The organism is Variovorax sp. UMC13, assembly GCF_014170375.1.
GTDB lineage: Bacteria > Pseudomonadota > Gammaproteobacteria > Burkholderiales > Burkholderiaceae_C > Variovorax.
Genome location: NZ_LZZW01000011.1, coordinates 268,388 through 292,362, shown reverse-complemented (window position 1 = coordinate 292,362; position 23,975 = coordinate 268,388). Strand labels below are relative to the sequence as shown.

The following is a 23,975-nucleotide window of genomic DNA, read 5'->3' as shown; positions in this document are numbered from 1 at the left end:
GGCTTACTTCTGCGTGACCACGCCCTTGACGAACCAGTCCATCTTCCACAGCTCGGCATCCGAGAGCACCGCGCCCTTGGCCACGCGCTCCTTGCCGTCGCGGTCGGCCAGCGGGCCGGCGTAGACCTGCTTGCCCTTGAGGATCGCCTCGCGCTCGGCGGTGATCAGCGCGGCCTTGTCCTTGGGCACGGCCGGGCCGAAGCCCGCGATGTCGGTGCCGCCGTCCTTCATCTCGATGAAGGCGCCGTATTGCGCGGGCTTCCAGCCGCCGGCGATGACCTTCTTGAGCTCGGGCACGAGGAAGCGGTCCCACACCCACACCGAGGAGCACAGCGTGGCCTTGGGCGCGAACTGGCGCAGGTCGCGGTGGTGGCCGGTGCCGTACACGCCGCGCTCCTGCGCGACGATCTGCGGCGTCGGGCTGTCGACGTGCTGGCCGATCACGTCGGCGCCCTGGTCGATCAATGCAGCGGCGGCGGCGCGTTCCTTGACGGGGTCGTTCCAGGCGCCGGTGTAGATCACGTTGACGGTCGCGTTCGGGTTCACCTTCTGCGCGCCCAGCGCGAAGGCGTTGACGGTCCAGTTCACCACGCCGAAGGGGTTGGCCGCGACGAAGCCCAGCTTGCCGGTCTTCGAGGCCGCGCCGGCCGCCATGCCGCACAGGTACTGGCTCTCGTAGGTGCGGCCGTAGAAGGACTCGAGGTTGGTGCCGTTGGTGGTGCCCGAGCCGTTGAGAAAGGCCACGTCGGGGTATTTGGCCGCCAGGTCCTTGAAGCTGTCGGAGTAGCCGAAGGCGGTGCCGATCACGATGTTGGCGCCGCGCTGGATGAACTTCTCGGCCGCGGGCTTGATGGCGGACGCGTCTTCGGGCACGTTCTCGACGAACTGGATCTTCTGGCCGAGCTCCTTCTCGATCTTCAGCCGCGCCTCGTCGAAGGCCTGGGTCCAGCCACCGTCGTTCTTGGGGCCGAAGTAGAGCATCGCGATCTTCGGCTTGTCCTTGAGCGTGAAGCCGTCGGCGGCCGCGGCGGGCAGCGTGGTGAAGACGGCGCCGCCGGCCACGAGGCCCATCGCGAGGCCCAGGCCGGGAGTGAGGGTGCGCAACTGCATGGAACGACCTTTGGAAAGAAGCTTGGAGGAGGAAGGAAAAAGAAGGACCGGTGCAGCGCGCGTCACATCATGAAGTTGATGCGGAACACATTGCCTTCGGGGTCGAGCAGCACCGACTGGTACCAGTGGTAGTAGGTGACATAGGGCGCCTTGACCAGCGTGGCGCCGGCCTCGAGCGCGACGGGCACCATGCGGTCGACCTCGGCCTGGCTGTCGACGTCGATGTTCAGCAGGAACTTGACGCCGCGCGTGTCGGAGAACTCGGCCAGCTGCAGCAGTTCGTAGGCATCGAGCGAGTTGAAGCCCAGGCTGGACTTGCCCGTGTCCAGCCCGCGGAAGATCGGCGAGCGGATCGCCTCGATCTCGGGGAAGCCGAACACGCGCTGGTAGAAGCCGCTGAGCGCGACCACGTCCTTGGCAAAGACGTTGACGTAGGAAAGATGCGCCATGGCGTCAGGCCGTCACCTTGGTGCCGCCGAAGGTCGTCTGCTTGACGAACTTGGAGGTCAGGTGGTCGCCCGAGCTGATCGGCGCGTACTTGGGCTGTTCGCCCGGTGCGAGGCAGCTGGGCAGGCACTCGACCATCGCGTCGTAGTTGGGCTGGTGGAAGAACACCAGCGACTGGCGGCGGTTGGTGCTCGCCACCTCGAAGGGCGGGTTGGTCACGCGGTGCAGCGTGGACACCCACTGGTCGTTGGTCCACTGCATCATCAGGTCGGCGATGTTCACCACCAGCCCGCCCTCGACCTGCGGCACGTCGACCCACTGACCGGCCTTGTTGAAGACCTGCAGGCCCTTGTCGTCGGGCAGCACGATGGTGAGGCTGCCGTAGTCGCTGTGCGCGCCCGCACGCAACTGGCCCGGCAACGGCTGCTCGCGCTGCGGCGGGTAGCTCAGCACGCGGAACATGCTGATGTGCGCGTCGATCTTGTCGTCGAAGAAGGTCTCGGGCAGCGAGAGGCCGAGCGCGAAGATGCGCATCAGCGAGCGCGAGAGATCGCTCATGGCCTCGAAGTACGCCTCGTAGGCTTCGCGGAAGCCTTCGATGGGCGGCCAGCTGTTGGGCTCGAAGTGCGGGCCGGCGGCGGGGCCGCGGTGGTAGTCGTCGTCGGGCACGTTCGACGGGCCGATGGAGAACGACTCCTTGAGGTCGCCCGGCGCCACCTCCTCGAGGCTGTACGAGAGCCCCTCCTCTCCCACCGCGCTGTAGCCGCGCACCGCGTCTTCGCGCGGCCGGTCGACCTTGCGCTTCTCGGCCAGCGGCAGCTCGAAGAACCGGCGCGAGAGCGAGGACACGCGCTCGATCAGCCCGGGCGCAATGCCGTGGTGGGTGATGACGAGGAAGCCGATGCTTCGGCAGGCTTCGTCAACCTGTCTCGCGACCGCCGACTTGCCTTCGGCGCTGCCGTCGAAGTAGGGCGCGAGATCGATGATGGGAACGGACAACAGGGTCATGGCGACTTCCTCATGGACGCATTCATTCGGGAACTGGCACGCCTCTCGCCTTGCAACGTCTGTGCCAGTTGGACCAAATGGACAAATCGCTTTTTCCGCGTCAGGCTGGTGCACCGCGGGGCCCTCCGCCGGCCTCGCATGACGCAAGTCGATGCACCGCGGCCTTACAGTGGTGCGTGCTTCGCGCATCGACGCGGATGACGACGAAGAAAAGAGAACAGAGAGGAAAGATGCCGAAGACCAAGGCGCTGGCCGCAGCCAGCAGCAACACCGAGCCCCCCGCGGCGCGCAAGCGCGCCAAGCCGGCGGTGCGCAGCCCGTCGTCCGTGAGCCGGCGCCTGCGCCAGATCGAGGACAAGCGCAGCGCGATCCTCGGCGCGGCGCTGGGGCTGTTCTCGCGCTTCGGCCTGCACGGCACCTCGATCGACCAGGTGGCGGCGCGCGCCGATGTGTCGAAGAGCAACCTGCTCTACTACTTCGCGAACAAGGAGGAGCTCTACGTCAACGTGCTGCGCGACCTGCTCGCGCTGTGGCTCGAACCGCTGCGCGGCTTCAGCGCCGAGCAGGACCCGGCCGAGGCCATCGGCGGCTACATCCGGCGCAAGCTGGTGGTGTCGCGCGACCGGCCCGACGCGTCGCGGCTGTTCTGCCTCGAGATGATCCAGGGCGCGCCGCTGCTGCGCGACGAGCTGGACCGCGAGCTGCGCGCGCTGGTGGAGAAGAAGTCGGAAGTGATTCGCGCCTGGATCGAAGCCGGCAAGCTGGCACCGGTCGATGCGCACCACCTGATCTTCGCGCTGTGGGCAGTGACGCAGCACTACGCCGATTTCGGCGTGCAGGTGCAGGCGCTGACGGGCCACACGCTGGACGATGCGGCCTTCTTCGAGCAGACGGTGGAGAACGTGCAGCGGATCGTGCTGCACGGCATCGCGCCGCGTTGAGCATTGCCTTGCGCCCTCCCCTTCCGGGGGAGGGTTGGGGTGGGGGCAAGCAGCGTATCCATCGAGCGCTCTGCCTGCCCCCATCCCAGCCTTCCCCCGGAGGGGGAAGGAGCCATTCAGTGCTGCGCCGGTGCCGCAATCTCGTGATATCGCCGGTCGAAGTAGATCAACCCCTGCGCCGCCCCCCCGATCGCGATCGCCACCGCCTCGCAGAACAGCACGTCGTGCGTGCCCGCGCTGGTGGCATGCACCACGCGGCAGTCGAAGGACACGGCCGCGTCCTCGAGCATCGGCGAGCCGGTGGTCTTGTGGCACCAGCGGCCGGCGGCGAAGCGTTCGTCCATCGGCGTCTTGCCGCCGAACAGTGCGGACAGCGCCTGGTGCCCCGCCGCCAGCACGTTCACGCACAGCACGCCGTTGGCCTTGAACGCCGGGTACACCGAGGCCGATCGGTTGAGGCACACCAGCAGCGTCGGCGGCTCGTCGGTCACGCTGCACACGGCCGAGGCCGTGAAGCCGGCGCGGCCCGCGGGACCGTCGGTGGTGATGATGTTCACTGCCGCGCCCAGGCGTGCCATCGCGTTGCGGTAGTCGGCCTTGGGCAGGCCGACGGGGTTCGATGGGGCGGCGTGGGGAACCATGGCATTCAGCATGGAGAGGGACTCCGTCAGGCCAGCCTACAGGCTTCGTCGAAGGGCAGGCGCGGCAGGCGCCCGAACACCTTCGACGCGTCGCCGTGGCCGAGGTTGATGAGGAAGTTGACGGTCCAGTCGCTGCCCTCGAAGAAGGCGGCATCGACCTTGGCCTTGTCGAAGCCCGACATCGGGCCGGCATCGAGGCCCACCGCGCGTGCGGCCAGCAGCAGGTAGCCGGCCTGCAGGCTCGCGTTGCGGAAGGCGGTCTCGTGCGCGGACTCGGGGCTGCCGGTGAACCAGCTGCGTGCGTCGGTGTGCGGGAACAGGGTGGGCAGCTGGTCGTAGAAGCGGCGGTCCCAGGCGGCGATGACCGTGACCGGCGCGCTCATCGTCTTGTCGAGGTTGCCCTTGGACAGCGCGGGCGCCAGGCGCTGCTTGCCTTCGGGCGTGCGCACGAACACGAAGCGCGCGGGCGAACAGTTGGCCGAGGTCGGGCCCAGGCTGGCGAGCGCATAGACCTGCTTCAGCTGTGCGTCGGTGACGGGTTCCTCGGTCCAGCCGTTGTGGCTGCGGGCGGCGGTGAAGAGCAGCGCGAGCGCGGCGTCGTCGAGTGTGGAAGGGGGGGTCATGCGGGAACGGCGGATGCGCTGACCCGCGAGAGGAAGGCCAGCAGGGTGCTGTTGAAGGCGTTGGCCTCGGTCACGCTGTGCGCGTGGCCGCCATGCGCCATGAGGTTGAGCGTGGCGTTCGGCAGTCCGTCGGCCAGGCGCTGCGAGCAGGTCCAGGGCACGAGCACGTCGTCCTTGGCGGCGGCCACCAGCGTGGGCGCGGCGATGTCGGCCAGGCGCGCGTCGATGTCGAAGGCGCGCAGCGCGGCGATGCGCGCGCGCATGTTGGCCTCGCCCGGGAAATGGGCGAAGGCGTGGTCGACCTCGTCCTGCACGCGCTTCGCATGCGCGGCGGCCCACGCGGCGGGGTAGAGGAAGATCGGCTGCGCTTCCACGTAGGCACGCGGGCCGACGGCGCCCAGCAACCCGAGCCGTGCATCGAAGCAGCGCGCCGAATGCGGGTTGGGCCTGGACCAGGCATTGACGAGCACCAGGCTGGCCACACGCGACGGTGCATCGAGCGCCAACTGCAGCCCGACCAGGCCGCCCAGCGCATGGCCCGCGAAGTGGCAGTGCGCGGTGCGGGTGGCGTCGAGGATCTCCAGCACGTCCCGCGCCATGTCCTCGATCGCATAGGCCGCGGGCAAGGCGGCGGGGCTGCGGCCGGTGCCGCGCTGGTCGTAGGCGATCACGCGGTGGCCGGCCGCGATCAGCGCGCCCAGCTGCGGCTGCCAGAAGCCGGCCGAGCCACCGAGGCCCGAGGACAGCAGCACCGTCGATGCCGCATCGACGGGACCATGCACTTCGAAATGCAGCGGCGACATGCGCGTCAGCCCTTCTTTCCGATGTGCGCGGTCGAGGCGATCTCGACCAGCGCGTCGGGCTTCACCAGCCCGCACTGGATGCAGTAGCGCGCGGGCTTGGTGCCGGGGAAGAACTCCGCATACACCGTGTTGATCTTCGCGTAGTCGGCCCAGTCCCTGAGCATGATCTGGTTGAAGGTCACGTCGTCCATGGTGCCGCCGGCCGCTTCGACCACCCCCTGGATGGTGGTGAGGACGTGACGCGTCTGCGCGGCGGCGTCGCCCACGTGCACCACGTTGTTGTCCTTGTCGAAGGGCAGCGTGCCCGAGACGTAGAGCACGCCGTCGGCGAGCGTGCCGGGGACGTAGGGGGCGAGCGGCACGCCGGTGCCGGGCGGGATGATGGCTTGCTTGGGCATTGGAAAACTCCTCGGTGAAGTGAATCAGGCGATGGCCGCTTCGGCCGCTACGGGTTGGGCAAGGGCTTGCGGCGCGAAGGTGGCGCAGAACTGGTCCGCCGTGGAGACCCAGCCGAAGAAGGTCTCGACGTTGTAGACGGAGGCCTTCTGGATGGCCGGGCCGCCCAGTTCGTGCGTGGCGTCTTCCAGCATCACGGCGAAGTACTCGAGATGGAAGGCGTCGCGCAGCGTCGACTCCACGCACACGTTGGTCGCGATGCCGGTGAACACCAGATGGCGGATGCCACGCGCGCGCAGCGTGCTGTCGAGCGTGCTGTTGAAGAAGCCGCTGTAGCGCGTCTTGGGCACCACGATGTCGCCGGGCTGCGGCTTCATCTGGTCGATGAGTTCGTAGTCCCAACCACCCTTGGCGAGGAACTTGCCCTGCAGCGCGGGCTGGGCGCGCATGGTCTTGAGCGCGTTCGACTTGTGCCAGTTGGGCGAACCGGGGCCGCCGGCTTCCACGTAGGCGGCGTCCCAGCCGTTCTGCAAAAACACGACCAGCATGCCGGCCGCGCGCGCCGCCGCGATGGCGCGCACGATGTGGGCGATGGTGCCCTGCGCGCCGGAGATGTCGAAGCCGGCCGAGTCGACATAACCGCCGATCGAGGCATAGGCGTTCTGCATGTCGACCACGACCAGCGCGGTGTCACTGGCGTGCAGCGCGAGCGGCTCGGGGCGCGCGGGCAGCACCACGGGCGCGGGTGCGCCGGGCAGGCGCGGCGCGCCGACGGGCGTGGTCGAGGTGAGGGTGGTGTTGCGTGCGGGGGTGGTCATGTGCGTCCCCTGCGTCAGGCCGCCAGGCGCTCGGGCTCGACCTGCGAAGGCACGGGGCTTTGCACATGCGCGCGGCTCTTCATCAGCGGCTGGATGCGCTCGCCGAAGGCTTCCACGCCCAGCAGGAAATCGTCGAAGGTCAGCAGCACGCCCTCGGTGCCGGGCACCTCGGCCACCTCGTCGAGCATGCGCGCGACGCTTTCATACGAGCCCACCAGCGTGCCCATGTTGATGTTCACGGCGGAGGTCGGGTCGGCCATCTGGCGCACGTTGGTGTCGGCGCCGGACTTGGTGTCGACCGCGCCCTGCTGGCCCAGCCAGGCGATGGCCTCGTGGTCGGCGCCGGCCTTGTAGTGTTCCCACTTGGCGCGCGCGGCCTCGTCGCTCTCGTCGGCGATCAACATCATCAGCACGTAGGTGGTGACATGGCGGCCGGTCTTGGCCGTCGCCTCGATGAGCTTCTGGGCCGCGGGCGCGAAGGCCTTGGGCGTGTTCACGCCCTTGCCGAAGCAGAAGTTGTAGTCGGCGTGGGTGGCGGAGAAGTCCATGCCCGCGTCGCTCTGGCCCGCGCAGATGACCTTCATGTCGGCCTGCGGCTGCGGGCTCATGCGGCAGTCGTCCATCTGGAAGTGCTCGCCCTTGAAGTCGGACTGGCCGGTGCCCCAGAGATCGCGCAGCACCTGGATGTACTCACTGAGGTACGCGTAGCGCGTGCCGAAGAACTGGTCGCCGGGCCACATGCCCATCTGCGAGTACTCGGGGCGCTGCCAGCCGGTGACCAGGTTGAGGCCGAAGCGGCCGTTGGAGATGGAGTCGATGGTGGCCGACATGCGCGCCACGATGGCCGGCGGCATCACCAGCGAGGCGGCGGTGGCGTAGAGCTTGATCTTGCTGGTGACGGCCGCGAGGCCGGCCATGAGCGTGAAGGACTCGAGGTTGTGGTCCCAGAACTCGGTCTTGCCGCCGAAGCCGCGCAGCTTGATCATGGACAGCGCGAAGTCCACGCCGTAGCGCTCGGCCTTCAGCGTGATCTCCTTGTTGAGCGCGAAGCTGGGCTTGTACTGGGGAGCGTTTTCGGACAGCAGCCAGCCGTTGTTGCCGATGGGGATGAAGATGCCGACGTTCATGAAAGGACTCCTGTTGCGGGGTTGCGAAGCTCCTTGCATGCGGCGTGCCAGGCCGATAAGTTATTATGAATCAATGACTTATGAAGGATCGATGGCAAGGTTTTGTCCATTTGGTCCAAAATGGAGCGAACGATCCATGCGATGCGCGGCAGCACGGTGCGGGCCGGCCCAAAGCGGTGCAGCGCCGCGGTCACGGGCGGCGCGGCAGAATCACGCCATGCCCAAGACCCCACTCCGCGCCGCCGCCGCCGTCGGCGGCACTGCCGACGACGTCGAAGCCGCCTTCTATGAGGCGCTGCAGCGCGGCGACATCGATGCACTGATGGGCTGCTGGTCGGACGACGACGAGGTGTTCTGCGTGCACCCGGGCGGCCCCCGGCTGGTGGGCCCGGTCGCGATCCGCGCGGCCTTCGAGCAGATGTTCGGCCACGGCGCGATCCATGTGCGGCCGGCGCGCGTGCGCAAGGTCGAATCGCTGGCCAGCGCGGTGCACAACGTGCTCGAACGCATCGAGGTGCTCACGGCCGAAGGGCCGCAGCATGCCTTCGTGCTGGCCACCAACGTCTATCACAAGACCGCCCAGGGCTGGCGCCTGGTGGCCCACCATGCCAGCCCGGGCAGCGCGCGCGAGCCCGACGAGGACGACACCGCGCGCCAGACCCTGCATTGAGGCCGACCGTGCAAGCCATGCAGTCCTACCGCGCGCCGCACTGGTTGCCGGGCGGCAACCTGCAGACCATCTGGCCGGCGCTCTGGGCGCGCCGCGTGGACGGCGCGCCGCCGGTCTACCGGCGCGAGCGCTGGACCACGCCGGACGGCGATTTCGTCGACGTCGACCGCATCGACGCCGCCGACCCGGCCGCGCCGCTGCTGGTGCTGTTCCACGGCCTCGAGGGCTCCTCCCGCAGCCACTACGCCGAAGCCTTCGCGGCCTTCGCCGCCGCGCGCGGCTGGGCCTTCGCGGTGCCGCATTTCCGCGGCTGCAGCGGCGAGATCAACCTGGCGCCGCGGGCCTACCACTCGGGCGATTTCGAGGAGATCGGCTGGATGCTCGAACGCTGCGCCGCGGGGCGCCCGCCGGGCGCGGCGCTGCTGGCGGCCGGCGTCTCGCTGGGCGGCAACGCGCTCCTGCGCTGGGCCGAGGAAGCCGGCACCACGGCCACGCGCACCGTGCGCGCCGTGGCCGCGGTCTCGGCGCCGGTGGACCTGGCGGCCGGCGGCGCGGCGATCGGCCGCGGCTTCAACCGGCTGGTCTACACGCGCATGTTCCTGTCGACCATGAAGCCCAAGGCGCTGGCCAAGCTGGCCCAGCACCCGGGCCTGTTCGACCGCGACGCGCTGCTGGCGGCCGGCGACCTGCACGCCTTCGACAACGTGTTCACCGCCCCGCTGCACGGCTTCAGGGACACCGACGACTACTGGGGCCGCGGCTCGGCCAAGCCGCACCTGCAGGCGGTCCGGGTGCCGACCCTGGTGGTGAACGCCCTCAACGACCCCTTCGTGCCCGCCGACAGCCTGCCGCGCCCGTCCGAGGTCGGCCCCCATGTCACGCTGTGGCAACCCGCGCACGGCGGCCACGTCGGCTTCCCGCTGGGCCTGCCCCCCGGCCACGTGCGCGGCATGCCCGAACGCGTGGGCGGCTGGCTGGCGCAGCACCTGCCCCGCTGAATCCACAGGGTATTGCCAGGACCACCGCCCCGTTTTTTTTCCAGGGCCATCGCGGAACCGGCTTCGCCGGGCCGCAGATGGCGCCCCCGGTAGGGGGAGGGAGAAGCGACACGAAGTGGCGCGGAGCCTGGGGGCGAGCAAAATACCTCTATGGATGAGATTGTCAAACAGGCCCTCGCGAAGTGGCCCAACGTCCCGCACTGCCACGGCTGGCTCGGCCTCGACGCGCGCGGCAACTGGTACATGCGGGACGACCGCACACAGGCCGAAGGCCCCTTCCCCGCCGCCAAGGGCTCGCTGCTGCGACACGACAAGCTGATCGACTTCATCCAGCGCAACTACGAGGCCGACGAGGCCGGCCAGTGGTTCTTCCAGAACGGCCCGCAACGGGTCTACGTCGAGCTCGAGGCCGCGCCGTGGGTCTGGCGCATCGGCGACGACTTCTCGGTGCGCAGCCACGCCGGCACGCCCACTACGCACGGTCAGCCATTGCTCGACGAGGACGGCAAGCTCTACCTGGCGACGCCGCTGGGGCTGGGGCTGGTGCACACGCAGGACATGGGCCTGGCGGCCGACGCCCTCGAGCAGGGCCTGTGGCCGCAGCCGGAACCGGTGCAGGCCGCCGACCTGCCGGCGCGCTTCGGCCATGTGCTGAGCCCGGCCGCGCACCAGGCCTCGGCGGGCTGAGCGACCCCACCAAAGAAAAAGCCGGCACAAGGCCGGCTTCGTTCGAGAGCGGCAGCGTCGAAGACGCTGGCGCCGCGTTTACTTGCTCGCGGCGGCGACCGGCGCGGAGGCCGCGCCCTCGGCGGCGGGTGCCGCACCGTCCGCGGGCGCAGCGCCGGCGGCCGGGCGCTCGGGCACCGGGAACTTGCCACCGGCTGCATTGGCCATGTAGACCACGGCACGGCCGATCTCGAGGTCTTCGAAATCCCCGCCGCCCTGCGGCGGCATCGCGCCCTTGCCCTTGAGTGCATGCTCGAGCAGCGTGGCGTAGCCCTGGCCGATGCGCGGGCCCCAGGCCGCGGCGTCGTTCAGGTGGGGTGCGCCGGGAATGCCGGGCGCGCCGTGGCAGGCCACGCACTGCGCCTTGAACACGACCTCGCCGGCGGCCAGCGCACGGTTGGCATCGCGGATCTCGATCGAGCCCACCTTCTTCAGGCGATCGGCCACCTCGCGGTCGCGCGTGTCCTGCGACACGCCGTAGAGCGACATGTTGTCGCCCTGCGCCGCACCCGAGGGCCGGTTGCCGGAGACCACGTAGGACACGAGGCCCACGATGATCGCGATGGGGGCGATGAACGAGAAAAAGACCGCCAGCAGCAGTTGCTTCGGGTTCTTGATGGGGCCGGTGTGGGCTTCTTCTGTGGCCTGGTAGTGCGGGTCTGCGCTCATGGCGTCCTCAAAATCGGGGGCTTCTCGGGGGGTCGGGCGAAATCAACCCGCGATTATAGGGAAGGCCCCAGAGATCGACGGACTGTGTTGCCCATCGTGGTGCAGGCGTGGCAGGTGCGCGGCGCCCTGGAAGGCGCCGCGCGGGGGGCTCAATCCTTCCAGCCGCCGCCCAGCACCTTGTACAGCGCGACCTGGTTCTGCAGTTGCAGCATGCGGGTCTGCACCGCGGCCTGCTGGGCGCTGAACAGCGAACGCTGCGCGTCGAGCAGGTCGAGCGAGCTCGCGATGCCGTTGCGGTAGCGCAGGTCGGACAGCTTGAAGCGCTGCTCCTCGGCCGCGGCCTGGGCACGCAGCGCCCGCACCTGCTCGCCCAGCGTGGCGCGGCCCGCGAGGGCATCGGCCACCTCGCGGAAGGCCGACTGGATCGACTTCTCGTACTGCGCCACCGCGATGTCGCGTTCCGCGCGTGCCGAGTCGAGCCCGGCCTGGTTGCGGCCGGCGTCGAAGATCGGCAGCACCAGCTGCGGTGCGATCGAGAAGGCGGTCGAGCCGCTCTTGAACAGGCCCGACAGCTCGTTGCTCGCGGTGCCGGCCGTGGCGGTCAGCGAGATGCGCGGGAAGAAGGCTGCGCGCGCCGCGCCGATGTTGGCGTTGGCCGAGCGCAGCAGCTGCTCGGCCTGGCGGATGTCCGGACGCTCGATCAGCAGGTCGGAGGGCAGGCCCACCGGCAGCTCGGGCATGGCCTGCGTGGCTTCGAGCCGGCCCAGTCCGTTGACCGTGGGAAGGGCCGCGGGCTGCAGCGGCGCACCGAGCAGCAGCGCGAGCGCGTTCTCGTCCTGCAGCCGCTGGCGCTGCTGCTGGGCGTAGGCCGCGCGGGCGGTCTCGGCGGCCGAATTGGCGGCCTGGAAATCGAGCTCGGAAGACACGCCGTTGTCGAAGCGCAGCTTGGTGAGCCGAACCGATTCGTCACGCGTGACCAGGGTCTCGCGCGTGAGCTCGAGCAGTTCGTCGTCGGCCAGCAGCGTGTACCAGCCGGTCGCCACGGCGCCGATCAGGCTGATCTGCGCGGCCTTGCGGGCCTCTTCGGTCGCCAGGTACTGCGCGAGCGCGGCTTCCTTCAGGCTGCCGAGGCGGTTGAAGAAGTCGATCTCCCACGAGGAGATGCCCAGGCCCACCTGGAAGCTGTTGCCCAGGCGACCGTCGACCACCGAGGGCTGGCGCGTGGCCGAGAAGATGCCGTTGAGCGCCGGGTACTGCGCGGCACGGCTGATCTGGAACTGCGCGCGCGCCTGCTCGATGTTGAGCACCGACACCCGCAGGTCGCGGTTGTTGGCGAGCGCGGTGCGGATCAGCGCCTGCAGCCGCGGATCGGTGAAGTAGTCCTGCCAGGCGACCGTCGCCGCGGCCGCGCCGGCCGGTTGGGCCGGGTCGCCGGGGAAGGTCGTGGGCACGGGCGCCGCGGGGCGCTCGTAGGTCGGGATCAGCGAGCAGCCGGCCAGGAAGGCACTGGCCGCCAGCGCGCCGAGCGTGTGGCGTGAAATCATTCTTCGCTGCTTAGTCATGGCTTTGCTCGATCCCTGCCGCTTCGGCATGACGCCGATCGACTTCATGCTGGCGCGCGCTGCCCTTGAACAGGGTGCGCACGACCACGAAAAACACCGGCACGAAGAACACCGCAAGCGCAGTGCCCGTGACCATGCCGCCCAGCACGCCGGTGCCGATGGCGCGTTGGCTGGCCGAGCCGGCGCCGGAGGCCAGCACCAGCGGCAGCACGCCCAGGCCGAAGGCCAGCGAGGTCATCACGATCGGGCGGAACCGCAGGTGGGCGGCTTCCAGCGCCGCTTGCACCACGCCCTTGCCCTGCGCCTGCAGGTCTTTCGCGAACTCGATGATCAGAATCGCGTTCTTCGCCGACAGGCCGATGATGGTGATCAGCCCGACCTGGAAGTACACGTCGTTGGAGTAGGAGCGCAGCATGGTCGCGGCCAGCACGCCCAGCACGCCCAGCGGCACCACCAGGATCACCGACAGCGGGATGGTCCAGCTCTCGTACAGCGCGGCCAGGCACAGGAACACCGCCAGGATCGCGAAGCCGTAGAGGATCATGGCCTGCGAGCCCGCGAGCTTTTCTTCACGCGACTGGCCGGTCCATTCGAAGCCGAAGCCCGGCGGCAGCTTGGCTGCCAGCGCTTCCATCTCGGCCATCGCCGCACCCGAGCTCGAACCCGGCGCGGCCGAGCCCGAGATGCGCACGGCCGGGTAGCCGTTGTAGCGCACCGTCTGCTGCGCACCGTTGACCCAGCGCGTGCTCGCGAAGGTCGACAGCGGCACCGGGTTGCCCTGGGTGTTGCTGGCGTTGAGCTTGAGCAGGTCGTCGGGCTGCATCCGCGCCGGCGCGTCGGCCTGCACCACCACGCGCTGCAGGCGGCCCTGGTTCGGGAAGTCGTTGATGTAGCTCGAGCCCAACGCCGTCGACAGCGTCGTGTTGATCGCGTCGAAGGTCACGCCCAGTGCGTTGGCCTTGTCGCGGTCGATGTCGATCTGCAGCTGCGGCGCATCTTCCAGGCCGTCCGGCCGGACCTGCGTGAGCAGCTTGCTCTGCGAGGCCATGCCCAGCAGCTGGTTGCGCGCGTTGATCAGCGCCTTGTGGCCCGCACCCGAGCGGTCCTGCAGCCGGAAGGTGAAGCCGCTGGCGTTGCCCAGTTCGGGAATCGGCGGCGGGTTCAGCGGGTAGATGAAGGCATCGCGCACGCCCGAGAGCGCACCGAAGGCACGGCCCGCGAGCGCATCGGCCGAGTGCGCGGCGCCGCCACGCTCTTCCCAATCCTTGAGCGTCACGAAGGCGAGGCCGGCGTTCTGACCCTGGCCCGAGAAGCTGAAGCCCAGCACGCTGACCATGCTCTGCACTTCAGGCTGCTTGAGGATGTAGCCCTCGACCTGCTCCATGACCGACAGCGTGCGCTCCTGCGTCGCACCCGGCGGCAGCTGCACGTTCACGATGATGTTGCCCTGGTCTTCCTGCGGCAGGAAGGAGGTCGGCAGGCCACGGAACAGCAGCACCACCGCGCCGACGATCGCGATGTAGATGATCAGGTAGCGCGCGGCGCGCTTGAGCAGCCGCGACACCACGCTCTCGTAGCCCTTGGCAGTGCGCGAGAAGCCGCGGTTGAACCAGCCGAAGAAGCCCTTCTTCTCGTGATGGCTGCCTTGTTCCACGGGCTTGAGCAGCGTGGCGCACAGCGCCGGCGTGAGCGACAGCGCCATGAAGGCCGAGAAGCCGATCGAGGCCACCATCACCGCCGAGAACTGGCGGTAGATGTTGCCGGTCGAACCGGCGAAGAAGGCCAGCGGCACGAACACCGAGATCAGCACCACGGTCACGCCGATGATGGCGCCCGAGATCTGCCGCATCGCCTTGCGCGTGGCATCGAGCGGGCCGAGGCCCTCCTCGGTCATGATGCGCTCGACGTTCTCCACCACCACGATCGCATCGTCCACCACGATACCGATCACCAGCACCATGCCGAACATGGTCAGCACGTTGATCGAGAAGCCCAGCGCGGCCAGCACGGCGAAGGTGCCCAGCAGCGCGATCGGCACCACGATGGTCGGGATGATCGTGTAGCGCCAGTTCTGCAGGAACAGGAACATCACGATGAACACCAGCGCCACGGCCTCGAACAGCGTCTTCACCACCTCGGTGATGGAGATGCTCACGAAGCGCGAGCTGTCGTAGGGAATGCTCCACTTCACGCCTTCGGGGAAGAACTTCGCCAGCTCGGTCATGCGCGCACGGATGGCCTTGGCCGACTGCAGCGCGTTGCCGCTGGGCGCCAGCTGGACGCCGATGCCCACGGCCGGCGCGCCGTTCAGGCGGGCCGAGGTCGAGTAGGCCTGGCCGCCGAGTTCGATGCGCGCGACGTCCTTGAGCCGCACCGACGAACCGTCGGTGTTGGCGCGCAGCACGATGTTGCCGAACTGCTCGATGGTGCTGAGCTGGCCGGTCACCACGACGGTGGCGGCGATGCTCTGGCCGGTGATGTTCGGCAGGTCGCCGATCGAGCCCGAGGAGACCTGCGCGTTCTGCGCGCGGATCGCGGCATTGACGTCGGCCGACGACAGGTTGAAGCCCTGCAGCTTGGTCGGATCGATCCAGATGCGCATCGCGCGTTCGGTGCCGAACAGCTGCGCCTGGCCGATGCCGGCCACGCGCTGCAGTTCGGGCACGACGTTGCGCGAGGCGTAGTCGCCCAGCGCGATCGGGTCGATTGCCGGGTTGTCCGAGGACAGCATCGTGAACAGCAGGAAGTTGTTGCGCGACTTGTCCACGCGCACGCCCTGCTGCGTCACCGCGGCCGGCAGGCGCGGCGTCGCGCGCGACAGCCGGTTCTGCACGTCCACCTGGGCCAGGTCGGCATTGGTGCCGGTCTCGAAGGTGACCGTGATGGTGCCGGTGCCGTCGGCCTGGGCCACCGATTCCATGTAGATCAGGCCGGGCGAACCGTTCATCTCGCGCTCGATCACGGACAGCACGCTGTCCTCGAGCGTCTGGGCCGAAGCCCCCGGATAGGCGGTGCTGATGACGATGGCGGGTGGCGCCACCGGCGGGTACTGCGAGATCGGCAGCTGCGTGATCGCCACGCTGCCCATCACGATGATGAACAGCGCGATCACCCACGCGAAGATGGGCCGATCGATGAAGAATTTAGCCATGCGGGCGGGCTCCTTACTTGGCGGCGGAAGCCGCGGCGGCCGGGGCCGAGGCCGCCGGTGCGGCAGCAGGCGCGGCGCCCGCTGCGGGTGCCGTGCCAGGCTTGACCCACGGCACGGCCTTCACCGGCGTGCCGGGCGGCATCATCTGCAGCTTCTGGAAGCCGTCGACCATCACCTGCTCGCCGGCCTTGAGGCCGTCGAGCACCAGCCACTGGTTGTCCTGCGCGGCGCTGATCTTCACCGGGCGCTTGCTGAGCTTGCCGTCGGCTCCCACCACGGTGACCGTGTCGCCCTGCTCGGTGCGGGTCACGGCCTGCTGCGGCAGCGCGATCGCGTTGCTGACCTGGGCCTGCTCGATCTTCACGCGCACGTACAGGCCGGGCAGCAGCTCGCCCTTGGGATTGGGCAGTTCGGCGCGCAGCGTGACCTGGCCGGTGGTCGGGTCGACCGTGAGGTCGGAGAACAGCAGCTTGCCCGCCAGCGGGTATTCGCCGCCGCCTTCGAGCACCACGCGGATGCTGGCCGCGTCGGCGCCGTCGGCGCGCTTGAACTTGCCGTCGGCCATGGCGCGGCGCAGCTTGAGCACGTCGTTGGCCGACTGCGTGAAGTTGACGTACAGCGGGTTGATCTGCTGGATCACGGCGAGCTGCGTCACGTCGCCCTGGCCCACCAGCGCGCCTTCGGTCACCAGCGCGCGGCCGATGCGGCCCGAGATGGGCGCGGTCACGGCGGCATAGCCCAGGTTGATCTTGGCCGTGGCCACCGAAGCCCGGCCCACGGCCACGTCGGCCTCGGCGGTCTTCTGCGAAGCCACCGCGCTCGCGTACTCCTGCTTGCTCACCGCATTGGCTTCCACCAGCGGCTTGTAGCGATCGGCCAGCGCCTTGGCCTGCACCGCATTGGCCTCGGCACGCGCCAGGCTGGCCTGCGCGCTCTGCGCCGCGGCGGTGTAGGGGGCCGCATCGATGCGGAACAACGGCTGGCCGGCCTTCACGTCGCTGCCTTCGCGGAACAGCCGCTCCTGCAGGATGCCGGCGGCGCGGGCGCGCACCTGCGCCACGCGCGAGGCTTCCAGGCGGCCCGGCAGCTCGGTCACCAGGCCGACGTCGGACGGCGTCGCGACCACCACCCCGACTTCGGGCGGCGGCGGCGCGGCACCGGCCGGCGCTGCCGCAGCGGCGGGGTCCTTGCCCTTGCCGCAAGCCGCAAGCAGGGCGAAGACCAGCACGGCGACGCCGGACAGGGCCATGCGCCGAGGGGAGAACGAACGACGCGAAGAGACATGCGATTGCGGCATGTGATTCCTTTGAAGCAAAGAGGAGACGACGCGAAGCGACCTTGATCGCCGTCAAGGCCTGTCGGCCAGGTGGGTCATCGGGAGGCGGCTAGTTTACATACATTCATGGATGTATAGTCCGGCGAGACATTCAAATCCTTATCAGGAGACAAATTGGCCCGCCACACGAAGGAAGAGGCCCTCGCCACACGCAACCGCCTGCTCGATGCAGCGGAGTTGTTGTTCCAGGCGCAGGGCGTTTCGCAGACCTCGCTGCAGCAGATCGCGCAGCAAGCGGGGGCGACGCGTGGCGCGATCTACTGGCACTTCAAGGACAAGGCCGACCTCTTCAACGCGATGATGGAGCGCGTCACCTTGCCGCTGGAGGCCGCGGCGCGGAGCACCGGCCCGGTGCGCGACGATCCGCTGGAAGAGATCGAGCGCGGACTGCTGGTGGCGCTCAAGCTCATGACCACCGACCCGCAGGTGCGGCGCGTGTTCGAGGTGGCGACGCACAAGGTCGAGTACACCCACGACATGCAGTCGGTGCAGCAGCGCCACCTGGGCGCGCGCGACGCCTGCGTCACCGATTTCGAGCAGGCCCTGCGCCATGCGGCGCGGCGCCAGCACATCCGCCTCGCCATCCCCGCGGCGGCCGCGGCGCAGGGACTGCATGCGCTGGTCAGCGGCCTGATCCAGAACTGGCTGCTCGACCCTTCGGCCTTCGACCTGGTCCAGGTCGGCAAACGCACTTTCGAGGTGTATGTGAACGGCCTGGGCTTCGGTCATCGGCCCGATGCGATCGAAATCCTGCCCGAGAAGCTTTCGATGGTCGCCTGATGGGCGATAATGGCGGGCTTGCGGTGCATCGCCGCAGGCTCTCTCGCTGTATTTCAACGGATAGAATTCGGCCCTCCGAAGGCTGAGATCCAGGTTCGATTCCTGGCGGCGGGACCATCTTTCAAGGCCGGACATTTTCCAAGGTGTCCGGCCTTTTTCGTGGCGCGCCGCCGAGCGCGGAACGCGAGGCATCCACGCCGCCGCCTCAAGGCCTCAACCCGAAGTTGCAGCACTCCACCGCCATGTCGATGATGCCGTCCAGCGCCGCGCTGGCGTCGTCCTTGCGGTAGACGGCGCTGTACACCATGGGGGGCGGCATGGGGTCGCAGCGGACGATGCGCAGCCGCCCGGCCTCGATGTCGGGCCGCACGTAGTCCAGCGCCATCTGCGCGATGCCGAAGCCCCCGATGGCCAGCTGGCGCAGCACCGTGGTGCTGTTGGTCGCCAGCACCTTGTTGAACTTGAAGCCGTGTTCGGCCAGCCAGCCTTCGTAGTAGCGGTTCTTGGCGGCGCCCGTGGACTGCTCGAGGATCGGGTAGTTCGCGAACTCCGCCGGCTGCAAGGGCCGGTCGGGCAGCGGGATGGACGGGCTCGCCATCCAGTAGTCGTCGACCTGCCCCACCTTGACCGTCGCATAGTCCTGGCCCCAGTAGGTGCCCGGAATGACCACCAGGTCGATCCTGTTGGTCTCCAGACCCTGGAACAGGCTGAGCCCCGCGTCGACCACCGGCTCGATCACCAGGGCCGGATGCTGGACCTGGATCTTGCGAACGAAATCGGTGAGCCAGGTCATGGCGATCAGCTCGGTGGCGCCGAGGCGGAAATTGCCCTTGAGGGTGTGGTCCGCGCTCATCTCCGCCGCGATGCGCCCGGTGAGCCTTTGCGCCTCCTCGGCCAGCGGCAGCAGCCGTCGACCGCCCTGCGTCATCTCCAGGCCCTTCGCGGTCCGGTGCAACAGCGGCGTGCCCACCACGCTCTCGAGTTCGGCCACCCGTTTGGAGATCGCCGATTGCGTGGTGTGCAGCTTCTCCGCCGCGGCGCTGAAGCTGTGCAGCTTCACGCTCGACAGAAAGGCTTCCAGTTGCTTGAAGGTGAGGTTCATGGCGACAGACTGCGCAGGAAAAAAAGGAATGAACTACCAATCCCATTATTCGTTTTGCGCTTGAGGAGGGGCTCCGGATACTACAGAAACCGTCATTGCAGCCCCTCCAAACCATGCTCCGAATCGCCACCCGACTCCACCGCATCCAGCCCTCCCCCAGCTCCATGGCCGGGCAACGCGCCCGCGAACTGCGCGCCCAGGGACGCGACATCGTAGGGCTGACGGCTGGAGAGCCGGACTTCGACACCCCCGAACACATCAAGGAAGCGGCCCGGCGCGCGATGGCCGAAGGCCAGACCCGCTACACCGACGTGGGCGGGACGCCGGCCTTGAAGGAGGCGGTCGCGCACAAGTTCAAGACCGAGAACGGGCTGGCCTATGCGCCGAACGAGATCATCGTCGGCACCGGCGCCAAGCAGGTCATCTTCAACGCGGTGCTGTGCACGGTGGAAGCGGGCGACGAGGTCATCGTGCCCGCGCCCTACTGGGTCTCCTATCCCGACATCGTGCGGCTCGCCGGCGGCACGCCGGTGTTCGCCGAGTGCGCGGCCGCCGAGGGCTTCAAGCTGACGCCCGGGAAGCTCGAGCAGGCGATCTCGCCGCGCACCCGCTGGCTGGTGCTCAACTCGCCCAACAACCCCAGCGGCGCGGCCTACACCCGCGAGGAACTGGCCGCGCTGGGCGAGGTGCTGGTGCGGCATCCGCACGTCTGGGTGCTCACCGACGACATCTACGAACACCTGCTCTATGACGGCAAGGCCTTTGCCACCCTGGCGCAGGTGGTGCCCGCGCTCAAGGAGCGGACCCTCACCATCAACGGCGTCTCCAAGGCCTATGCGATGACCGGCTGGCGCGTGGGATTCGGCGCGGGCCCCGCGGAACTGATCAAGGCCATGGTCAAGCTGCAGTCGCAGAGCACCTCCGGCACCTGCTCCATCAGCCAGGCGGCGGCGCATGCGGCGCTGACCGGTCCGCAGGATTTCGTCACCACCAGCCGGCAGGTCTTCCAGCAGCGCCGCGACGTGGTGGTCGCCGCCCTGAACGACATCCCGGGCATCCGCTGCCACCGGCCCGATGGCGCGTTCTACGTCTTCGCGTCCTGCGAAGCCCTGTTCGGCGCCCGCACGCCGGCGGGCCAGACGATCCGCAACAGCAACGACTGGATCCTGCATCTGCTCGAGGCGCAGAACCTGGCCGCCCTGCAGGGCAGCGCCTATGGCATCGACACGCACTTCCGCATCTCGTTCGCGGCCGGCACCGACCACCTGGAAGAGGCCTGCCGCCGCATCGCCGCGGCGCGCGCCGAGCTCAGCGACTGATCCGCCACGTGTCCTGCACCTCCCACCCTCTGAGAACCACCATGCAAATTCGCACCCTGCTCCGCACGCTGATTCCCGTGGCCGCCACGCTCGCCGCCGCCTCCGCGGCGCTGGCCAACGACCCCTTCCCCTCCAAGCCGGTGCGCATCGTGGTCGGCTTCTCGCCCGGCGGCTCGAACGACATCGTGGCGCGCCTGCTGGCGCCGAAGCTGGCCGAAGGCCTGGGCCAGCAGGTGCTGGTGGAGAACAAGCCCGGCGCGGGCGGCAACATCGCCGCGCAGACGCTGCTCAGCGCCCCGCCCGACGGCCACACGCTGATGATGTGCACGACCGGCACGGTGTCGATCCAGCCGCACCTGACCAAGGCGCCGTTCAACCCCGAGACCGACCTGCTGCCGGTGACGCTGATCGCCAATGCGCCCTACCTGCTGCTGGTGAACGCCTCGGTGCCCGCGACCAACGTCAAGGAACTGATCGCGTACGCGAAGGGCCATCCGGGCCAGCTCAACTTCGCCTCCTCGGGCAACGCCACCGGCGGGCATCTGGCGGGCGAGATGTTCAAGTCCAAGGCCGGCGTGGACATCGTCCACGTGCCCTACAAGGGCACCGGGCAGGCGATGACCGACCTGCTCGCCGGCCAGGTCTCGATCATCTTCGACCAGGCCGTGAGCTCCATGCCGTACGCCAAGTCCGGCAAGCTGCGGATCCTGGGCGTGGCGAGCCTGCAGCGGCTCAAGGGTCTGCCGGAGGTCCCGACGGTCTCGGAGTCGGGCGTGCCCCATTTCGATCCGGTCACCTGGACCGGGCTGTGCGCGTCCAAGGGCACGCCGGCGGCCGCCATCCAGCGCGTCCAGCAGGAAGTGGCCAAGGTGCTGGCCACGCCCGAGATCTCGCAGAAGTTCATCGCCGCGGGGCTGGAGCCGGTCGGCAGCACGCCCGAGCAGTTCCGCGCCTTCCTCGCCGCCGACAAGACCAAATGGGGCACGGTCATCAAGGATGCCGGCGTCAAGGCGGACTGAGTCGAGCGTCCCTTTCCCTTCTTCCAAGGCACACACCATGAACCCCCTCCCCGAAGTCATCCGCCAGATCGAGCGCGTCGGCGCCGATGTGGTGGCCCGGGCCGCCACCTTCCAGGCCGCCATCCTGGCCGACGTGGCGGGCCGCCGCGGCAGCATGCACAGCCGCGTCACGCCGGTGCACGAACGCATGAAGCTCGCCGGCCCGGCCTTCACCGTCGAGGTGCGCCCCGGCGACAACCTGATGATCCACGCGGCCATTGCGCTCGCGCAGCCGGGCGACATCCTCGTGGTCGACGGCAAGGGCGACCAGACCGCGGCCTTGATGGGCACGCTGATGCTCAGCGCCTGCAAGCAGCGCCGGCTCGGCGGCGTGGTGGTCGACGGCGCCATCCGCGACCGACTCGAGGTGCTCGAACTGGACTTCCCGGTGTTCAGCGCTGGCTTCAACCCGGCCGGCCCGACCAAGTACGTGCCCGGCCGCATCAACCACCCGATCTCGGCCGGCGGCGTCACGGTGAACCCGGGCGATCTGGTGGTGGCCGATGCCGACGGCGTGGTGGTGCTGGAGCGCGCCAAGGCGCCCGCGATGATGGAACTGGCGGTGCGCAAGGTGGCCGACGAAGCCGCGCGCATAGCGGCGATCCAGCGCGGCGACACCGCCGCCAAGTGGCTGCCGGCCGCGCTGCGCGCCGCGGGGGTGCTGGCGGCGGAGGAGAGCCTGGTCTGAGGGAAGGACGGGAGGTCCGGCCGGGAGCGGAACGTCCTGACCCAGTGCCTTTCGCACGCACGACAAGTTCGAGGCCCGCACGCTGCAAGGCGTGGCGGGCTTCTCCGTCTGACCGGCGCACGCCACGCCGACCGGCGTGAACGCGCGACCTGAAGCCCCGACCCCGGACACTGCAAGCAAGCACCGAGCGCAAACGAAAACGCCCGACTGAAATCAGTCGGGCGTTTGAATTTTGGTGGCCTGGGTCGGAATCGAACCAACGACACGCGGATTTTCAATCCACTCCCCAAGCCAGCATCCATGCGGGCTGTAGCGGCGTCGCGGGAATATCCGCTGCGTTTCGAACCGCTTGCTTACTGGGTCTCGGAGTCCTCGTTCCCGCGCTTTGCGGGCTTGATCCAATGGACCCACAGGCCGCGGATCCAGGCCGCGCCGTAGAGCACGCTGACGGCGAAGATCCCCCACTGCTCGGCCTTCCAGCTGGCATAGAACCAGAACGGCTGCCCGACGATCCCGAAGATGCAGGCCCAGCGGCGCCAGGACTCGCGGCGCTCCTGCGAGCACCAGGCGGCGAGCGCGCCGAGGATGGGGATAGCGATTTGGTCGAAGCTCATGGGGTATCGTAGGCGCGCACCACCAGGAGATCACAGATGGATTACGGCTACCTGTCGCAGAAGTTCTCGTTGGCTCGTTCGTCGTTGATGCTGCCGCACCCGCACGGCGAAGTTGCCAGTGTCACGGCCGCGATGCACGAATGCGCGGAGGCGCTGGGCGGCGTCAAGGACCAACGCCCTGAGAGGCTCGAGCCCTACCTCAGTCGCTTGATCTCCTTCATGGACACGACTGGTATGGTCGATCCTGACGGCCGTGGTCTGCATGCCGTGAAGGCTGAGTCGTTCACCGACCACGAGCGACACCAGTTCGCCAACACTGTCGACGAGCTGGCCAGCAAGTGCGCGCGGTACAGCCACGAGCAGCTATGACCTACACCGTCACCCTCGTGGACTTCCCAGCTGCGCCGCCGGATGTGATCCATGCGGCTGAGGCCCGATTCCGGGCGGCCTTGGACAAGGCGCTGGCCGACCAGGTCGCGCCGACGCTCAGGGCCTTCCAGAGCGCCAGCGAGTCGAGCGCCAATGAGCTCACCAAGGACGAAGTGAAGCTGGCGAGCGACTGGGCGACCGCTTACGCCAAGGCGAAGGAAGCGGGCTTCCGCGGCCTGGGCGACGCCGACGAGGCCTATTTCGAGGTGCGGCTCGCTTGAATCGCTGGCAGGACGCGCCTCCGACTTAGCGCTCTGGCAGGCCCAGGTAGGCGCGCACATCCTTGGCCATCACGCCGGCAGCTGCGACAGCCGCGCGAAGCTTCTGCTCTGTTACTCCCAGCGCCTTGGTCCAGTAGCGCAGTTCGTGTTCCTCGTTGAGATTGATGCGGGCGGCGTCCGCCGGGCCGCGAATGCTCTTGTCGTCTGCCATGGTGTTCTCCGTGAAAGGCCCGCAGGATGCAACGACCGGGGCTCATCGCTTGCCAGCAGAAAGACGCATGCATCGTCGGAGGAATTCCGACGATGCGGGCATACGATATGCGGATGCCACAGAACAACCCTCGCCTGACACCAGACCAGAAGCTCGCCGCCCTCGCATGGCAGTCGGCGTGCGAGAAGGTTGACCACTTTCTCCGCGCGACGCCTGGTTATCCCGATCTAACTCATGAAGAGGTCATCGAGATGTTGGATGCGGCAGAGAGTGCGCTGCTTGAACTGCGACGCACTCTTTAAGCGCTGGCAGCCTTCGAGTCGATCGTGCGGCAAGCTTCCTCAAATGCGCACGTCAAAGCTTCCATGTCGCTGTAGTAGCCGCCGGCCAGCGCCTTGACCGTCTCCCCGCCGTCGATCGTGAACGACCATCGGCACCAGCCCGCGCCGTCTGGCTCCGTCCAAGTGACGATGCGGTGCGCCTTGTAGCGCCAGACCTTCTGCGGGCGGGTGACCATGGCGCCATTC

28 protein-coding genes and 1 tRNA gene are annotated in these 23,975 nt (G+C 68.5%); 11 read left to right on the top strand and 18 right to left on the bottom strand.

Annotated elements, in window-relative coordinates:
* Nucleotides 1-3 precede the first annotated feature (3 nt).
* From A9977_RS08405 to A9977_RS08395, 3 genes are all read right to left on the bottom strand, one after another.
* Nucleotides 4-1,110: a BMP family ABC transporter substrate-binding protein gene (locus A9977_RS08405; protein WP_220811602.1), complete on the bottom strand. Its 1,107-nt coding sequence runs from the start codon at nucleotides 1,108-1,110 to the stop codon at nucleotides 4-6.
* Nucleotides 1,111-1,172: 62 nt separating this feature from the next.
* Nucleotides 1,173-1,559: a VOC family protein gene (locus A9977_RS08400; RefSeq protein WP_183024423.1), complete on the bottom strand. Its 387-nt coding sequence runs from the start codon at nucleotides 1,557-1,559 to the stop codon at nucleotides 1,173-1,175.
* Between the two features lie 4 nt (nucleotides 1,560-1,563).
* Nucleotides 1,564-2,565: an isopenicillin N synthase family oxygenase gene (locus A9977_RS08395; RefSeq protein ID WP_183024422.1), complete on the bottom strand. Its 1,002-nt coding sequence runs from the start codon at nucleotides 2,563-2,565 to the stop codon at nucleotides 1,564-1,566.
* A gap of 230 nt (nucleotides 2,566-2,795) precedes the next feature.
* On the opposite strand from A9977_RS08395, the gene rutR reads away from it, so the two are divergent.
* Nucleotides 2,796-3,506, top strand: coding sequence for an HTH-type transcriptional regulator RutR (rutR, locus tag A9977_RS08390; RefSeq protein WP_183024421.1), 711 nt, complete (start codon nucleotides 2,796-2,798; stop codon nucleotides 3,504-3,506).
* A gap of 116 nt (nucleotides 3,507-3,622) precedes the next feature.
* On the opposite strand, the gene rutF is transcribed toward rutR, so the two are convergent.
* From rutF to A9977_RS08355, 7 genes are read right to left on the bottom strand one after another with little or no spacing between them, the layout of a single operon-like run.
* Nucleotides 3,623-4,159, bottom strand: coding sequence for an NADH-dependent FMN reductase RutF (gene rutF, locus A9977_RS08385; RefSeq protein WP_405054673.1), 537 nt, complete (start codon nucleotides 4,157-4,159; stop codon nucleotides 3,623-3,625).
* 14 nt (nucleotides 4,160-4,173) lie between these two features.
* A complete protein-coding gene (locus A9977_RS08380; protein WP_183024420.1) occupies nucleotides 4,174-4,770 on the bottom strand; it encodes a malonic semialdehyde reductase in 597 nt (198 codons plus the stop codon).
* Nucleotides 4,767-5,573 (bottom strand): pyrimidine utilization protein D, encoded by an 807-nt coding sequence (rutD, locus tag A9977_RS08375; protein WP_183024419.1) that lies wholly within the window; start codon nucleotides 5,571-5,573, stop codon nucleotides 4,767-4,769. Before rutD ends, A9977_RS08380 begins: the two co-directional genes overlap by 4 nt.
* A 5-nt stretch (nucleotides 5,574-5,578) precedes the next feature.
* Nucleotides 5,579-5,971, bottom strand: coding sequence for a pyrimidine utilization protein C (rutC, locus tag A9977_RS08370; RefSeq protein WP_183024418.1), 393 nt, complete (start codon nucleotides 5,969-5,971; stop codon nucleotides 5,579-5,581).
* A 24-nt stretch (nucleotides 5,972-5,995) separates the two neighbouring features.
* Nucleotides 5,996-6,787, bottom strand: coding sequence for a pyrimidine utilization protein B (rutB, locus tag A9977_RS08365; RefSeq protein WP_259651862.1), 792 nt, complete (start codon nucleotides 6,785-6,787; stop codon nucleotides 5,996-5,998).
* A 14-nt stretch (nucleotides 6,788-6,801) separates the two neighbouring features.
* Complete coding sequence (gene rutA / locus A9977_RS08360; RefSeq protein WP_183024417.1) at nucleotides 6,802-7,914, bottom strand: pyrimidine utilization protein A; 1,113 nt, start codon at nucleotides 7,912-7,914, stop codon at nucleotides 6,802-6,804.
* Complete coding sequence (locus tag A9977_RS08355) at nucleotides 7,911-8,108, bottom strand: hypothetical protein (protein ID WP_183024416.1); 198 nt, start codon at nucleotides 8,106-8,108, stop codon at nucleotides 7,911-7,913. The genes rutA and A9977_RS08355 overlap by 4 nt, the downstream gene beginning before the upstream one ends.
* 23 nt (nucleotides 8,109-8,131) lie before the next feature.
* Here A9977_RS08355 and A9977_RS08350 point away from each other — a divergent pair, with 23 nt between their 5' ends.
* The 3 genes from A9977_RS08350 (at nucleotide 8,132) to A9977_RS08340 (ending at nucleotide 10,269) form a co-directional block, all read left to right on the top strand.
* Nucleotides 8,132-8,584: a nuclear transport factor 2 family protein gene (locus A9977_RS08350; protein ID WP_183024415.1), complete on the top strand. Its 453-nt coding sequence runs from the start codon at nucleotides 8,132-8,134 to the stop codon at nucleotides 8,582-8,584.
* Between the two features lie 17 nt (nucleotides 8,585-8,601).
* The gene (locus A9977_RS08345; protein ID WP_183024414.1) at nucleotides 8,602-9,582 is read left to right on the top strand and encodes a YheT family hydrolase; all 981 of its coding nucleotides are present in this window, start codon (nucleotides 8,602-8,604) and stop codon (nucleotides 9,580-9,582) included.
* A 150-nt stretch (nucleotides 9,583-9,732) separates the two neighbouring features.
* Nucleotides 9,733-10,269, top strand: a complete 537-nt coding sequence (locus A9977_RS08340; RefSeq protein ID WP_183024413.1) for a DUF2946 family protein — start codon at nucleotides 9,733-9,735, stop codon at nucleotides 10,267-10,269.
* A gap of 78 nt (nucleotides 10,270-10,347) precedes the next feature.
* Here A9977_RS08340 and A9977_RS08335 read toward each other — a convergent pair whose 3' ends face one another.
* The 4 genes from A9977_RS08335 to A9977_RS08320 all read right to left on the bottom strand — a co-directional run bounded on the left by A9977_RS08335 (nucleotide 10,348) and on the right by A9977_RS08320 (nucleotide 16,987).
* Complete coding sequence (locus A9977_RS08335) at nucleotides 10,348-10,977, bottom strand: cytochrome c5 family protein (protein ID WP_183024412.1); 630 nt, start codon at nucleotides 10,975-10,977, stop codon at nucleotides 10,348-10,350.
* 149 nt (nucleotides 10,978-11,126) lie between these two features.
* Nucleotides 11,127-12,521, bottom strand: coding sequence for an efflux transporter outer membrane subunit (locus A9977_RS08330; RefSeq protein WP_183024411.1), 1,395 nt, complete (start codon nucleotides 12,519-12,521; stop codon nucleotides 11,127-11,129).
* Between the two features lie 10 nt (nucleotides 12,522-12,531).
* On the bottom strand, nucleotides 12,532-15,690 hold the full coding sequence (locus tag A9977_RS08325; RefSeq protein ID WP_183024410.1) for an efflux RND transporter permease subunit: 3,159 nt from the start codon (nucleotides 15,688-15,690) through the stop codon (nucleotides 12,532-12,534).
* Nucleotides 15,691-15,703: 13 nt separating this feature from the next.
* Complete coding sequence (locus tag A9977_RS08320) at nucleotides 15,704-16,987, bottom strand: efflux RND transporter periplasmic adaptor subunit (protein ID WP_183024409.1); 1,284 nt, start codon at nucleotides 16,985-16,987, stop codon at nucleotides 15,704-15,706.
* A 153-nt stretch (nucleotides 16,988-17,140) separates the two neighbouring features.
* Here A9977_RS08320 and A9977_RS08315 point away from each other — a divergent pair, with 153 nt between their 5' ends.
* Entirely contained in the window at nucleotides 17,141-17,806 is a 666-nt protein-coding gene (locus A9977_RS08315; RefSeq protein WP_183024408.1) for a TetR family transcriptional regulator, read from the top strand.
* A gap of 42 nt (nucleotides 17,807-17,848) precedes the next feature.
* Nucleotides 17,849-17,923, top strand: a tRNA-Arg gene (locus A9977_RS08310).
* Between the two features lie 88 nt (nucleotides 17,924-18,011).
* On the opposite strand, the gene A9977_RS08305 is transcribed toward A9977_RS08310, so the two are convergent.
* Entirely contained in the window at nucleotides 18,012-18,908 is an 897-nt protein-coding gene (locus A9977_RS08305; RefSeq protein ID WP_183024407.1) for a LysR family transcriptional regulator, read from the bottom strand.
* 113 nt (nucleotides 18,909-19,021) lie between these two features.
* Between A9977_RS08305 and A9977_RS08300 the strand changes: the two genes are divergently transcribed.
* The 3 genes from A9977_RS08300 to A9977_RS08290 are packed head-to-tail and all read left to right on the top strand — an operon-like array spanning nucleotide 19,022 to nucleotide 21,973.
* Entirely contained in the window at nucleotides 19,022-20,227 is a 1,206-nt protein-coding gene (locus A9977_RS08300; RefSeq protein ID WP_183024406.1) for a pyridoxal phosphate-dependent aminotransferase, read from the top strand.
* 41 nt (nucleotides 20,228-20,268) lie between these two features.
* On the top strand, nucleotides 20,269-21,246 hold the full coding sequence (locus A9977_RS08295; RefSeq protein ID WP_183024405.1) for a tripartite tricarboxylate transporter substrate binding protein: 978 nt from the start codon (nucleotides 20,269-20,271) through the stop codon (nucleotides 21,244-21,246).
* 37 nt (nucleotides 21,247-21,283) lie between these two features.
* Nucleotides 21,284-21,973: an RraA family protein gene (locus tag A9977_RS08290; RefSeq protein ID WP_183024404.1), complete on the top strand. Its 690-nt coding sequence runs from the start codon at nucleotides 21,284-21,286 to the stop codon at nucleotides 21,971-21,973.
* 353 nt (nucleotides 21,974-22,326) lie between these two features.
* Here the strand turns inward: A9977_RS08290 and A9977_RS08285 are convergent, their stop codons facing one another.
* Entirely contained in the window at nucleotides 22,327-22,587 is a 261-nt protein-coding gene (locus A9977_RS08285) for a hypothetical protein (protein ID WP_183024403.1), read from the bottom strand.
* A gap of 36 nt (nucleotides 22,588-22,623) precedes the next feature.
* Here A9977_RS08285 and A9977_RS08280 point away from each other — a divergent pair, with 36 nt between their 5' ends.
* Nucleotides 22,624-22,956, top strand: coding sequence for a hypothetical protein (locus A9977_RS08280; RefSeq protein WP_183024402.1), 333 nt, complete (start codon nucleotides 22,624-22,626; stop codon nucleotides 22,954-22,956).
* Entirely contained in the window at nucleotides 22,953-23,237 is a 285-nt protein-coding gene (locus tag A9977_RS08275; protein WP_183024401.1) for a hypothetical protein, read from the top strand. Before A9977_RS08280 ends, A9977_RS08275 begins: the two co-directional genes overlap by 4 nt.
* Before the next feature lie 25 nt (nucleotides 23,238-23,262).
* Here the strand turns inward: A9977_RS08275 and A9977_RS08270 are convergent, their stop codons facing one another.
* Nucleotides 23,263-23,448, bottom strand: a complete 186-nt coding sequence (locus tag A9977_RS08270) for a DUF3606 domain-containing protein (protein ID WP_183024400.1) — start codon at nucleotides 23,446-23,448, stop codon at nucleotides 23,263-23,265.
* 298 nt (nucleotides 23,449-23,746) lie between these two features.
* A complete protein-coding gene (locus tag A9977_RS08260; protein ID WP_183024398.1) occupies nucleotides 23,747-23,965 on the bottom strand; it encodes a hypothetical protein in 219 nt (72 codons plus the stop codon).
* Between the last annotated feature and the right edge of the window lie 10 nt (nucleotides 23,966-23,975).